Source organism: Serratia sp. A07 (genome assembly GCF_058725505.1).
Genome location: NZ_JBZXDO010000008.1, coordinates 38,020 through 51,574, shown reverse-complemented (window position 1 = coordinate 51,574; position 13,555 = coordinate 38,020). Strand labels below are relative to the sequence as shown.

Genomic DNA, 13,555 nt, shown 5'->3' with positions numbered 1-13,555 from the left:
GTCATGGACAAAATTGATCATCACCGCCGTAAATGGCTGGCGCTAGGTGGCGCCGCTATGGGCATAGCGCTGCTTCCAGGGCAGGCGTTTGCCAGTCTTTCCACCGCTCGGCCGCGTATTTTAGTGTTGAATAACCTGAATACCGGTGAATCTATTAAAGCCGAGTTCTTTGACGGCAAAGGTTACAATAAAGAAGAGTTGGTGCGGCTAAATCATCTGTTCCGCGATTATCGCGCCAACAAGGTTAAATCGATCGATCCCCGCTTGTTTGATCACCTCTATCGCCTGCAGGGGCTGCTGGGCACCAGCAAGCCGGTGCAGCTGATCTCCGGATACCGTTCCGTAGATACCAACAACGAACTGCGTGCGCATAGCCGCGGCGTGGCCAAGCACAGCTACCACACCAAAGGCCAGGCGATGGATTTCCATATCGAAGGCATCCAATTGAGTAATATCCGTAAAGCGGCGTTAAAAATGCGCGCCGGTGGTGTAGGATATTACCCACGTAGCAACTTCGTACACATCGATACCGGCCCGGTTCGGACCTGGTAATCGCTGTGCCATCAGTGAATAACGCCGCCCCTTGCGGATGCGGCGTTATTGTCGTTGGAGCCTTATGAAATACCATCTTATTCCCGTTACCGCCTTTAGCCAGAATTGCAGCCTGATTTGGTGCGAAAACACGCAGCAGGCGGCGTTGGTCGATCCCGGCGGTGAAGCGGAGAAAATCAAAGCGGAAGTCGCGCGGCAGGGGGTGACGATCACTCAGATTCTGCTGACGCACGGCCATTTGGATCACGTCGGTGCGGCGGCGGAGCTGGCGGACCATTATCAGGTGCCGATCTACGGCCCGGATAAAGAAGACGCGTTTTGGCTGGACGGTTTGCCGGCGCAGAGCCGGATGTTTGGACTGGAAGAGTGCGCGCCGCTGACGCCGACCCGCTGGCTGTCGGAAGGCGATGAGATGCAGGTGGGCGAGATGACGCTCAAGGTGCTGCACTGTCCAGGGCATACGCCGGGCCACATCGTCTTTATCAATGAGCAGGCGCGTTTGGCGCTGGTGGGCGACGTGCTGTTTAACGGCGGCGTGGGGCGCAGCGACTTCCCGCGCGGTGACCATCAGGCGCTGATTGCCTCTATTCGTACCAAACTGCTGCCGTTGGGCGACGACATGCGCTTTATTCCCGGTCACGGCCCGATGTCGACCTTCGGTCACGAGCGCCAGACCAACCCGTTCCTGCGCGAAGAGCCGGCGGTGTGGTAACGATTATTTCCCGGCAGGAAAAATCAAGGGGCGCATAGAGCGCCCCTTTTTTTATGACCTGCGTCGATGCTTTTAGAGCACGGCGACGATGGCTTCGCACAGTGGCGCCATGTTGTCCGGCGTCATGCCGGCCACGTTCACCCGGCCTGAGTTCACGGCGTAGACGCCGAACTCTTCGCGCAGACGCAGCACCTGTTCTTTGGTCAGGCCGCTGAACGAGAACATGCCGTTCTGCTGGATGATGAAGCTGAAGTCCTGCTGCGCGCCTTTCTCCTGCAGAGTATTCACGAACAGCTGACGCATGCGGTGAATACGCTGGCGCATATCGGTCAGCTCTTGTTCCCACATCGCGCGCAGAGCGTCGTTGCCCAGAATGGTAGCGACCACGGCGGCGCCGTGTGACGGCGGGTTGGAGTAGTTGGCGCGAATCGCCGCTTTCACCTGGCTAAAGGCGCGGTCGGTGGTTTCGGCATCGGCGGCGACAATGGTACAAGCGCCGACGCGCTCATTGTACAGACCGAAGTTTTTCGAGTAGGAACTGGCGACGATCAGCTCTTGATGTTTGGCGGCGAAAATACGCAGGCCTTGAGCATCCTCTTCCAGGCCGTTGGCGAAGCCCTGATAAGCGAAGTCGAACAGCGGCAGCCAGCCATTGGCGACGGAAAGTTCGGCCAGCTGCGCCCACTGCTCCGCCGTTGGATCGATACCGGTCGGGTTATGGCAGCAGCCGTGGAACAGCACGACATCACCGGCCTGGGCCTGTTTCAGGCTGTTCAGCAGGCCGTCGAAATTCAACGCGTGGTTGGCGGCGTCGTAGTAGGCGTATTCCAGCACTTCCAGGCCCACGGCGCTAAAGACGTTCTTGTGGTTCGGCCAGCTTGGGTTGCTAATCCAGATGCGTTTGGCGCTGGTCTGGTTAGCGATAAAGTCTGCCGCCACGCGCAGGCCGCCGGTGCCGCCTGGCGTCTGTGCGGTGCGCGCGCGACGATCGGCGACGATCGGGCTCTCTTTGCCGAACAACAGCGCTTGCGTGCAGCTGGCGAACGCCTGAATGCCCTCAATACCGAGATAGTTTTTGGTGGTCTCATTTTCCAGCAGATACTGCTCAGCTTTTTTTACGCTGGTCAGCACCGGGGTTTTACCGGTTTCGTCTTTATAAACGCCAATCCCTAAATTGATTTTATTCGGGCGGGCGTCGGCGCGGAAAATGTCGGTCAGGCCCAGTATCGGGTCGGCGGGTGCGGCGGTGATTTTTTCAAACATGTCAGGTGCTTCCAAATCTCGGAGTTAAGCAGACAGAAGCATCAGGGTAACGCCAGTTACCGGCTTTGCCAACCGTTTGCGACAAAAACACCGCGATCTTGCGAAGGGGCAGTATTAGGCAGAAAAAATGATGGGGAAGGAGAAATTGGCAGGATAAAAAGTTACCGGCTGACACAAACAAAAACAGGGCCGAAGCCCTGTTTTTTAACTTAGCCGACGGTAAACCGCCGTTAAGCGAGACAACTTAGAACTGGTACACCAGACCAACAGCTACGATATCGTCAGTAGCGGTGCCGGTTGCTTTGGTGAACGCGTTGTCATCCAGCAGGTTGATTTTGTAATCAACGTAGGTGGACATGTTTTTGTTGAAGTAGTAAGTGGTACCAACAGAAACATATTTAACCAGATCTTGGTCAGAACCCGCGCCTGGGACGTTCAGGTTTTTACCTTTAGACTGCAGGTAAGACACTTCTGGACGCAGACCGAAGTCGAACTGGTACTGAGCAGTCACTTCGAAGTTCTGAGTTTTGCTGGCGAAGCCGCCGCAGTTTTCAGATGCTGCGCAAGTGGTATTAGGAGTGATGATATTATTACCACCGAACGGAGTCATGTTACGAGTTTCTGCGTACATGGCCGCCAGGTAAACGTTGTTGGCGTCGTATTTCGCGCCCACGGTCCATGCATCAGCCTTGTCGCCAAGCTCGTTGGAACGTTTTTGAGCATCGGTACGGTTGGAAGAAGCGTATGCAGCGCCGAAGCTTACGCCTTCGCCGATGTCATAAGTAGAGGAGATACCCCAGCCGTCGCCGTTTTGTTTCTTGATGTCGCGGCCGTCGTTCTGGTTTTTGCCCTGGTATTGCAGAGCGAAGTTCAGACCGTCAACCAGACCGAAGAAGTTGTTGTTACGATAGGTCGCAACGCCGTTGGTACGGCCAGTCATGAAGTTGTCGGTGATGGTGTAGGTATCGCCACCGAACTCTGGCAGCATATCGGTCCAGCCTTCCACGTCGTACAGTACGCCGTAGTTACGGCCGTAGTCGAAGGAGCCGTAGTCAGCGAATTTCAGACCGGCAAAGCCCAGACGGGTTTTGGTGCCTTCGGTGCCCTGAGACTCGGAGTGGTTGGACTGAACGTTGTATTCCCACTGGCCGTAACCGGTCAGTTGGTCAGTAATCTGGGTTTCACCTTTGAAGCCAAAACGAACATAGGTCTGATCGCCGTCATTACCTTTGTCTTTGGAGAAGTAGTGCAGACCGTCAACTTTGCCGTACAGATCCAGCTTGTTGCCGTCTTTGTTGTAGATTTCAGCTGCGTTTGCTGCACCAGCAGCCAACAGAGCCGGGATAACCACTGCAAGAATGTTGCGCTTCATCATTATTACCCTCATTGGTGTTATTCGGACACCTTTGCCACTGCCGCCAATAATTCTTTGGGAACTATTGTTGATAGATTGGTGTCGTCCTGTGTCTGAACGCAGTGTTCCATTCACAGGCGGGTTAATCTAGGACGAAAATGATACCAATGTCCCAATCAGGTTGCAAAAAGAAAGTATGTGTAACTAAATGTAATTTTTAGGGAACTTTGTGACGTGCGTCAATATTAAAAAATGCGAAAGGCCAGCAATGCTGGCCTTTGTTTTGTAACGAAATCGTTTAAAAAACGGTTGATCGTATAAATTAGAAGCTTGCGTTACGTGGCGTGCGCGGGAATGGAATCACATCGCGCACGTTTTGCACGCCGGTGACATAGGCGATTAAACGTTCAAAGCCCAGGCCGAAACCGGAATGCGGCACGGTGCCGTAGCGGCGCAGATCGCGATACCACCAGTAGTCTTCTTTATTCAGCCCCATCTCTTCCAGACGCTGATCGAGCACGTCGAGGCGTTCTTCACGCTGCGAGCCGCCGATGATTTCGCCGATGCCCGGTGCCAGAACGTCCATGGCCGCGACGGTTTTGCCGTCTTCGTTCATGCGCATATAGAACGCTTTGATGTCTTTCGGGTAGTTTTTCACCACCACCGGCGCCTGGAAGTGTTTCTCAGCCAGGTAACGTTCATGCTCGGAAGAGAGATCGATGCCCCAGGAAACCGGGTTTTCGAAGGTTTGGCCCGAGGCCAGCAGGATCTCGATGGCGTCGGTGTAGTCCACCTGGGCAAAATCGGAAGAAACGAAACGCTCCAGACGAGAGATTGCGTCTTTATCCACGCGCTCGGCGAAGAATTTCAGGTCATCGGCACGTTCATCCAGCACCGCCTGGAACACATACTTCAACATGCTTTCGGCCAGGCCGGCAACGTCGTCCAGCGTCGCGAAGGCCACTTCCGGCTCGATCATCCAGAATTCCGCCAGGTGGCGGCTGGTGTTGGAGTTTTCGGCGCGGAAGGTTGGGCCGAAGGTGTAAACCTTGGACAGCGCACAGGCGTAGGTTTCGCCGTTCAGCTGGCCGGAAACGGTAAGGAAGGCTTCTTTACCGAAGAAGTCTTCGCTGAAGTCGACGGTGCCCTTGTCGGTGCGCGGCAGGTTTTCCAGATCCAGCGTGGACACGCGGAACATCTCGCCGGCGCCTTCGGTATCGGAGGCGGTGATCAGCGGGGTGGACACCCAGAAATAGCCGTTTTCATGGAAGAAACGGTGGATCGCCTGCGCCAGAGTATGACGTACGCGCGCCACGGCGCCGATCAGGTTGGTGCGCGGGCGCAGGTGAGCCACTTCGCGCAGGTATTCGATGCTGTGGCGCTTGGCCGCCATCGGGTAAGTGTCCGGATCGTCGACCCAGCCGACCACTTTGATCGCGGTGGCCTGCAGTTCGAAGCTCTGGCCTTCGCCCGGTGAGGCAACGACCTTACCGGTCACTTCAACCGAGCAACCGGTGGTCAGGTGCAGCACTTCATCCTGATAATTCGGCAGAGAATTATTAACGACGGCCTGTAACGGATCAAAGCAGGAACCGTCATAGACGGCCAGGAAGGAGATACCAGCTTTTGAATCTCTCCGGGTACGTACCCAGCCGCGTACGGTGACTTCACTGTCAACCGCAGCACGACCTTGCAGTACGTCGACTACAGGCACTACGCTCATAGATTTCTCTCTTTAATAATTTGGTTTAGAAATAGCTTACAACCCAAGAATATGGGGGTAATGGCTATGTTACTTGCCGCGGTGCAGAGCACAAGCAGAAATCATCGGATTGGCGCAACATTTATCGCGGCTGGCTGAAAAGAGGGCGTTCGGGATAAAAACAAAAAAGCCGGCGCGTGAACCGGGCCGGCTTTCTCTTATACAAAGAAGGATCAGCTGGCTTTCTTCACCAGCGGCAGATCGAAGGCTTTGCGCAGGGCTCTGACGAACGCCTGATCCTGACAAATGGTTTTGCCGGGGCTGTCCGAGAGCTTGGCCACCGGTTTGCCTTTGCACTCGACCAGTTTGATCACGATATTCAGCGGCTTGACGCCGGGAATATCGCAGGTCAGGCGCGTGCCGATGCCGAATCCGAGGTTGATGCGTTGATAGAAGTGGCGGTAGAGCGCCAGCGCTTTGTCCAGATCCAGGTTGTCCGAGAACACCAGCGTTTTGCTCATCGGGTCGATGCCCAGTTTCTCGTAGTGGGCAATGGCCTTTTCACCCCACTCGACGGGATCGCCCGAATCGTGGCGCAGCCCCTGATAACGCTCGGCGAACTGCGGGCCGAAGTCGCGCAGGAAGGCATCCATGGTGATGCAGTCGGTGAGCGCGATGCCAAGCTGGTCCGGGTATTCATCCAGCCAGGCTTGCAATGCGGCGCGCTGGCTGTTGGCCAGCACCGGGCTTATCTGCTGGTGCGCCTGGAACCATTCATGCGCCTGCGTGCCGACCGGCGCCAGGCCGAGCTGGTGAGCCAGATCGTAATTGCTGGTGCCCGACAGGTACGGGAATTCGGCCTGCAAGGTGCTGACGATGGCCTGCTGAACGCCCTGAGAGAAACGACGACGGGTGCCGAAGTCCATCAGCTTGAAGCGCGAAAGGTCCAGATCGCCCGCCAGCGTCTTGAACTGTGCCAGCTTGGTCTGCAGATGTGCCACCGCCTGTTCCGGCGTCACCTGCGCAGAGCGGCGGCGATGTACTACTTCGCTGATCACTGCCAGCAGCGGCACTTCCCACATGATCACTTCGCGCCACGGCCCGGCGATGCGGATGTGCAGCTTGCCGTCGCGGTTCTCGACGATCACCTGCTGCGGATCGTAGCGGAACGTCCGCAGCCAGTTCAGATAATCCTGACGGAAGAAGGGCAGGCCCGAGAGATAAGCGAATTCGGCGTCGGTCAGCGCCAGCCGGCTCATCAGCGCCACCTGCGCGCGGATCTCGTCGGCATATTCGCCCAGCAGTTCGTCGCCGCGGCAGCGGAATTCCGCCGCCACGCTGATCGCGGGATAGCGATGGAACACTGCTTGCTGCATATGAAGCTTATAAGCATCGGTATCAAGCAGTGATGTCAAAATCGGGGAAGCGTATTGAGTCATAGCGCGTTACAGCATCCTCGTCAGGCGCGTGTCCAAATCCGGATAATCATAAAAGTGGGGGTGGAGTATACCCGGATTATCCTGTTATTGAAGCTGCATCACACCATAAATCACCAAAGCGGGTCGAGGATTAAACGTGCCTTTATGGCGGCCTGGCGGCGGCGGGGAAGAAAAAAAGCCAGATATGCCTGTAAGGTGAATGACTTAGCCTAATTAGTCATAAAAATTATAATGTTAATTATTTTAAACAGCGAATCAGATAAACCCGATCTGAGTGTGTACGCTGACCCGATCCTTGCCGTTCTTTTTGCAAAAATAGAGCGCTTCGTCCGCCTGTTTGATCGCCGCCTGCAGCGCGGTGAACGCGTTGACCGGCGCAATGCCGCAGCTGGTGGTGAAACGCACTTGCCGTCCGTCGGTCAGATTTAGCGTCAGGCGATGAGTACGAGTGCGCAATTGCTCCATGATGTCCCGTGCGTTGTCCAACGAACAGTTGCCCAGCAGCACCGCGAACTCTTCGCCGCCGTAGCGGCAGAAAATGTCGCTGGCGCGGAACGCGCGTTGCAGCAAGTGGCCGAATGCCACCAGCGCCTGGTCACCTACGTCGTGGCCATAGCTGTCGTTGAGCTGTTTGAAATTGTCGATATCGATCAGGCAAAAGGCCTGTGGATAGCTGCTGTCACCCAGCAGCTGGCATTCAAGGAAGAATTTACGGCGGTTATAAATATTGGTGAGCGGATCGAGGAAGGAAGAGGCCTCGAGCTCTTTAATCAACAGTTGCTTCTCACTTTCCAGAGAGACCTTGTCCAGCTGGTATTGCCTGAGCTGCTGAATGGCGTCGCTGATGGCGATCAGTTCCCGGCTGTAGAAGGCGTCGTTGCGATCGATATTCATCTCGCCGCGCGACAACCGAACGATATTGTTGTGAGTCTTGGTCAGCCAACGGTTGATGTTGGTGCAGAACACCAGCGCCGGCAAAATGAACAGCAACACCACCAGGCCGGCGAGCGCGATCATGCCGTAAATGGTGGTCTGGCTATCGTAAATTTTGTGACGCGAAGCGACGGTTTCCAGCTCGAAGCTGCGTTGATACAGCGCCTGCGAAAGCCCGCTCAGCTCGTCGACATAGCGCGAAATAAGCGCTGCGGGATAGGGTTTTTGAGTATTGATGGCGGTGTATAACCCATCGGTGATCTGCTTGAGACGTTCGGCCGACACCAGGGTGAGCAACTGATTGACGAGCTCGGTGGTTTGCACGTCGTCGTAGTTGATCTTCATGAAGATCAATCGGGTGCTCAGCGCGTTCAGCACGCCGGTCAACTGAATGGACTTCAGGTAGGCGTCTTTGCGATCGAGCGGGTTGACGTTGACGTCGATAATCTGATCGCTTAACTCCGTCAGTGACATATTCAGCCGGTTGTTGAGGCGAATGGCCTCGAGAAACATAAAGGAATCGGTATCCACCATCCGGGTATCGTAGGTGTAGCGGTAATAGCTCTTGCTGGTTTGCGAGATGTAATAGGCGCTGTTGATGTTGAACAGATTGGCATTGGCGTTGTTGACCTGCGAAAGCTGCAGGTTGTCGTTATCCAACAGCTGTTCCATCAGGCCGATCATCGACAGCGCGGCGATTTTTTGCCGCACCCCGAGCTGCCTGACGACCGGATCGTTCAGATGCTCGCGGATCCGGGTAATTTTCTCACGCGCCACCCGATCGGCGGCCAAACATTGCGCGCGGGTGATTTGCGGATCGATCAGGCTCAATCGTTTGAGGCGGTGAGCCTGCAGCGAAGCCTGGAAGGCCTCGGAGATTTCTTTGGCGCGATCGATCTTATACAGGTTGAGTTGGTTATCTCGGTAGTCGGTATGGGCTTCGAGCAGCTCCTCGACGATGAACAGCGAGAAGGAGGTCATCAGGCACAGGGTAAAAAAATAGATTGCGTATTTGATTTTCATAGTGCGAGTCATCCCTGGGCCTGATTCGGCAATTATACCACTATGCCGCCTGTGCCGCCTCAACTATGCCGGCGCGCCCGGACGGCGGTTTTTTAGCATTAAATGCTGATTTCTATTTAGCCATTGGTCACCCGCGCTGTCGTCTGGCGGGCGATTTATGATTTGCCTCTGATTTCTCTCTCGTGGTCGCCCGGCGGCTCTGGGCTTTTCGGCCAGCTGTGATACAGTTTATTCACAATCAGGTCCGCCGTGCGCCGCAGGGGAACACACCAGCTGCGGCGCGGAGGAGAAGAGCGGCCTGCACCTATAACTCACTGAGACGTTTAAGGGTTTTTATGACACAACAGCCACAGGCAAAATATCGCCACGATTATCGCGCGCCTGATTACACCACGACCGATATCGATTTGGACTTCAGTCTGGACGCGGAAACCACGCGCGTGACCGCCGTCAGTAAAATCAAACGTCAGGGCACGGCCGGCGCCCCGCTGGTGCTGGATGGCGAAGATCTAACGCTGGTGAGCATTCAGGTCGACGGTCAACCGTGGAGCGCCTATCGTCAGCAGGATAACCAGCTGATCATCGAAGAGTTGCCGGCACAATTCACTCTTACCATCGTCAACGACATTCACCCGGCGAAAAACACCGCCCTGGAAGGGCTGTACCTGTCCGGCGATGCGCTGTGCACGCAATGCGAAGCCGAAGGCTTCCACCACATTACCTATTATCAGGACCGCCCGGATGTGCTGGCACGCTTTACTACCCGCATCGTGGCCGACAAGGCGCGCTATCCGTTCCTGCTGTCGAACGGCAACCGCATCGGCCAGGGCGAATTGGCCGATGGCCGCCACTGGGTGCAATGGCAGGATCCGTTCCCGAAACCTTGCTACCTGTTCGCGCTGGTAGCGGGGGACTTCGACGTGCTGCGCGACAGCTTCACCACCCGCTCCGGCCGTAAGGTCGCGCTGGAGCTGTTCGTCGATCGCGGCAACCTGGATCGCGCCGACTGGGCGATGACGTCGCTGAAGAACTCGATGAAGTGGGACGAGACCCGCTTCGGCCTGGAATACGATCTCGACATTTATATGATTGTGGCGGTCGATTTCTTCAATATGGGCGCGATGGAGAACAAAGGGTTAAATATCTTTAACTCCAAATATGTGCTGGCGAAGGCAGAAACCGCCACCGACAAGGACTACCTGAACATCGAAGCGGTGATCGGCCACGAATACTTCCACAACTGGACCGGTAACCGCGTGACCTGCCGCGACTGGTTCCAGCTCAGCCTGAAAGAGGGGCTGACGGTGTTCCGCGATCAGGAGTTCAGTTCCGATCTGGGATCGCGTTCGGTCAACCGCATCGATAACGTGCGCGTGATGCGCGGCGCGCAGTTCGCCGAAGACGCCAGCCCGATGGCGCACGCCATCCGCCCGGACAAAGTGATCGAGATGAACAACTTCTACACCCTGACGGTGTATGAAAAGGGTTCCGAAGTGATCCGCATGATGCACACCTTGCTGGGGGAAGCGAACTTCCAGAAAGGGATGCAGCTCTATTTCGAACGCCACGACGGGAGCGCCGCCACCTGCGACGATTTCGTGCAGGCGATGGAGGATGCGTCCAACGTCGATCTCTCGCGCTTCCGCCGTTGGTATAGCCAGACCGGCACGCCGCTGTTGACGGTACGCGACGAATACGACGCACAAACTCAGCAGTATCGCCTGCATGTCAGCCAGAAAACCGCGCCAACCGCCGATCAGCCGGAGAAGTTGCCGCTGCATATCCCGCTGGATATCGAACTGTACGACAGCGAAGGCAACGTCATTCCACTGCAAAAGGGCGGTCTGCCGGTCAACAACGTGCTGAACGTCACCGAAGCGGAGCAGACCTTCGTGTTCGACGGCGTGGCGCACAAGCCGGTGCCGTCGCTGCTGCGCGAATTCTCCGCGCCGGTGAAGCTGGACTATCCGTACAGCGACCAGCAGCTGACCTTCCTGATGCAGCACGCGCGTAATGAATTTGCGCGCTGGGATGCGGCGCAGAGCCTGCTGGCGACCTATATCAAGCTGAACGTGGCGCGGCACCAGCAGAAGCAGCCGTTGTCGCTGCCGCTGCACGTGGCCGATGCGTTCCGCGCGGTGCTGCTGGACGAAAAACTGGATCCGGCGCTGGCGGCGCAGATCCTGACGCTGCCGTCTGAGAACGAAATCGCCGAGCTGTTCGCCACCATCGATCCGGAAGCGATCGCTGCGGTGCACGAAGCGATAGTACGCTGCCTGGCGCGTGAGTTGGCCGATGAGTGGCTGGCGGTGTATCACGCCAACAAGACCGACGGCTACCGCGTGGAGCACGCCGAGATCGCCAAGCGCGCCTTGCGCAATGTGTGCCTGGGCTACCTGGCGTTCGGCGAAGATGTGGCGCTGGCGGATCAGCTGGTGAGCGAACAGTATCGCCAGGCGGATAACATGACCGATTCGTTGGCGGCGCTGTCCGCCGCGGTCGCGGCCCAGCTGCCGTGCCGCGATGCGCTGCTGGCGGCGTTCGACGAGCGCTGGCATCAGGATGGTCTGGTGATGGACAAATGGTTCGTGCTGCAGGGCAGCAGCCCGGCGGCAGACGTGCTGAGCAAGGTGCGTGCGCTGTTGCAACACCGCTCGTTCAGCCTGAGCAACCCGAACCGCACCCGCTCGTTGATCGGCGGTTTCGCTTCCGGTAACCCGGCGGCGTTCCATGCGGCGGACGGCAGCGGCTATCAGTTCCTGGCGGAGATCCTCAGCGATCTCAACCAGCGTAACCCGCAGATCGCCGCGCGCCTGATTGAACCGCTGATTCGCCTGAAGCGTTACGACGCGGGCCGCCAGGCGCTGATGCGCAAGGCGCTGGAACAGTTGAAAGGGTTGGAAAACCTGTCCGGCGATCTGTACGAGAAGATCAGCAAGGCGCTCGACGCCTGATTTTTTCACTCTGAATAGATCAAGGGACGGCTTTTGCCGTCCCTTTTTTTATCCGTTCAATTCGCCGCCTGGCGCGGGCTGGCCCCGGTAGCCGGCGGCGATAATACCCGTTCCAGCACTTCGGCTTCCAGTTCCGCCAGTCGGGCCGAGCCTTTGCGGCGCGGCCGCGGCAGATCGAGGGAGAGATCCAGCCCGATGCGCCCCTCTTCGATCAGGATCACCCGATCCGCCAGCGCGATGGCTTCGCTGACGTCGTGCGTGACCAACAGCACGGTAAAACCGTGCTGTTGCCACAGCGTTTCTATCAGCCCCTGCATCTCGATGCGCGTCAGGGCATCCAGCGCCCCGAGCGGTTCGTCCAACAGCAGCAGGCGAGGGCGGTGGATCAGCGCGCGCGCCAGGGCGACCCGTTGCTTTTGCCCGCCGGACAGCGCCGCCGGCCAGTCGCGGGCGCGATCCGCCAAGCCGACCGCGTCCAGCGCCTGCAGCGCCGCATCGCGCCACTGGCCGCGCAGCCCCAGCCCCACGTTGTCGATCACCGTTTTCCACGGCAGCAGGCGCGCATCCTGAAACATCAGCCGGGTATCCTCTTTAACGGCGGCAAGCGGCGCGTTGCCGCTGAGCAGCACGCCGCTGCTGGCCTGTTCCAGGCCGGCCAGCAGGCGCAGCAGGGTGCTTTTGCCGCAGCCGCTGCGGCCGACCACTGCCACGAACTGCCCGGCGGAGATGTGCAGCTGAATATTGTCCAGCACCGTGCGGTTGCCGTAACCTTTGCCGATGGACTCCAGCGTCACCGGTGTGCCTTGCGCAAGGCGAGCGGGAAGGGTCATAGTGCTTCTCCCTGTTTCAGTTGATAGGCCGGATGCCAGCGCAACCAGACGCGCTCCAGCAGCTGCGCGCCCACGTCCGCCAGCTTGCCGAGCAGGGCGTACAGCACGATGGCCACCACTACCACATCGGTTTGCAGAAATTCACGCGCGTTCATCGCCAGATAGCCGATGCCCGAATTGGCCGAGATGGTTTCGGCGACGATCAGCGTCAGCCACATGAAGCCGAGAGCGAAACGCACGCCGACCATAATCGACGGCAGCGCGCCCGGCAGCACCACCTGTGTAAACAGGCGGAAACCGCTCAGGCCGTAGCTGCGGGCCATCTCCAACAGGCCGCGATCGATGTTTTTGATGCCGTGGTAGGTATTGAGATAAATCGGGAACAGCGTACCGAGCGCCACCAGAAAGATCTTGGCGGATTCATCGATGCCGAACCACAGGATCACCAACGGGATCAGCGCCAGGTGCGGCACGTTGCGGATCATTTGCACCGAGCTGTCCAGCAGGCGTTCGCCCCAGCGCGACAGCCCGGTAATAAAGCCGAGGGTAAGCCCAATGCTGCCGCCGATGGCAAAGCCGATCAACGCGCGCTGGCTGCTGATGCTCAGATGCTGCCACAGTTCGCCGCTTTGGCTCAGGCTCCAGAAGGCGGCCAGCACTGCGCTCGGCGCCGGTAAAATGCGGTTGGACAGCCAGCCGGTTTCGACGGCGATCTGCCAGAGGATCACCAGCGCCAGCGGCAGCGCCCAGGGGGCCAGCCGATACAGGATGCGTTGCGCGTTCTTTGCCATCG

General features: G+C 57.6%; 10 protein-coding genes. 3 read left to right on the top strand and 7 right to left on the bottom strand.

What is annotated here, in order from left to right; genetic code table 11:
• Positions 1 to 3: 3 nt before the first annotated feature.
• Together mepK and AC4PR2_RS10875 are read left to right on the top strand one after the other, a co-directional pair.
• On the top strand, positions 4 to 552 hold the full coding sequence (mepK, locus tag AC4PR2_RS10880; RefSeq protein ID WP_025302289.1) for a peptidoglycan L,D-endopeptidase MepK: 549 nt from the start codon (positions 4 to 6) through the stop codon (positions 550 to 552).
• 64 nt (positions 553 to 616) lie between these two features.
• Positions 617 to 1,264 (top strand): MBL fold metallo-hydrolase, encoded by a 648-nt coding sequence (locus AC4PR2_RS10875; protein ID WP_038880818.1) that lies wholly within the window; start codon positions 617 to 619, stop codon positions 1,262 to 1,264.
• Between the two features lie 72 nt (positions 1,265 to 1,336).
• On the opposite strand, the gene AC4PR2_RS10870 is transcribed toward AC4PR2_RS10875, so the two are convergent.
• The 5 genes from AC4PR2_RS10870 to AC4PR2_RS10850 form a co-directional block, all read right to left on the bottom strand.
• Entirely contained in the window at positions 1,337 to 2,527 is a 1,191-nt protein-coding gene (locus tag AC4PR2_RS10870; RefSeq protein ID WP_197801740.1) for an aromatic amino acid transaminase, read from the bottom strand.
• A gap of 244 nt (positions 2,528 to 2,771) precedes the next feature.
• Positions 2,772 to 3,902 carry a porin OmpC gene (gene ompC / locus AC4PR2_RS10865; RefSeq protein ID WP_060440275.1) on the bottom strand — a complete coding sequence of 377 codons (1,131 nt, stop codon included), beginning with the start codon at positions 3,900 to 3,902 and terminating at the stop codon, positions 2,772 to 2,774.
• Between the two features lie 301 nt (positions 3,903 to 4,203).
• A complete protein-coding gene (gene asnS, locus AC4PR2_RS10860) occupies positions 4,204 to 5,604 on the bottom strand; it encodes an asparagine--tRNA ligase (protein ID WP_038874233.1) in 1,401 nt (466 codons plus the stop codon).
• 212 nt (positions 5,605 to 5,816) lie between these two features.
• Positions 5,817 to 7,022, bottom strand: coding sequence for a nicotinate phosphoribosyltransferase (pncB, locus tag AC4PR2_RS10855; protein WP_060440274.1), 1,206 nt, complete (start codon positions 7,020 to 7,022; stop codon positions 5,817 to 5,819).
• A 255-nt stretch (positions 7,023 to 7,277) separates the two neighbouring features.
• Positions 7,278 to 8,978: a diguanylate cyclase gene (locus AC4PR2_RS10850; protein WP_197801735.1), complete on the bottom strand. Its 1,701-nt coding sequence runs from the start codon at positions 8,976 to 8,978 to the stop codon at positions 7,278 to 7,280.
• A gap of 335 nt (positions 8,979 to 9,313) precedes the next feature.
• Between AC4PR2_RS10850 and pepN the strand changes: the two genes are divergently transcribed.
• Positions 9,314 to 11,932 carry an aminopeptidase N gene (gene pepN / locus AC4PR2_RS10845; protein ID WP_492175121.1) on the top strand — a complete coding sequence of 873 codons (2,619 nt, stop codon included), beginning with the start codon at positions 9,314 to 9,316 and terminating at the stop codon, positions 11,930 to 11,932.
• A 56-nt stretch (positions 11,933 to 11,988) separates the two neighbouring features.
• Here the strand turns inward: pepN and ssuB are convergent, their stop codons facing one another.
• Together ssuB and ssuC are read right to left on the bottom strand one after the other, a co-directional pair.
• Positions 11,989 to 12,762 carry an aliphatic sulfonates ABC transporter ATP-binding protein gene (gene ssuB / locus AC4PR2_RS10840; protein WP_038874242.1) on the bottom strand — a complete coding sequence of 258 codons (774 nt, stop codon included), beginning with the start codon at positions 12,760 to 12,762 and terminating at the stop codon, positions 11,989 to 11,991.
• Entirely contained in the window at positions 12,759 to 13,553 is a 795-nt protein-coding gene (gene ssuC / locus AC4PR2_RS10835; RefSeq protein WP_060440270.1) for an aliphatic sulfonate ABC transporter permease SsuC, read from the bottom strand. The genes ssuB and ssuC overlap by 4 nt, the downstream gene beginning before the upstream one ends.
• Positions 13,554 to 13,555: the final 2 nt, after the last annotated feature.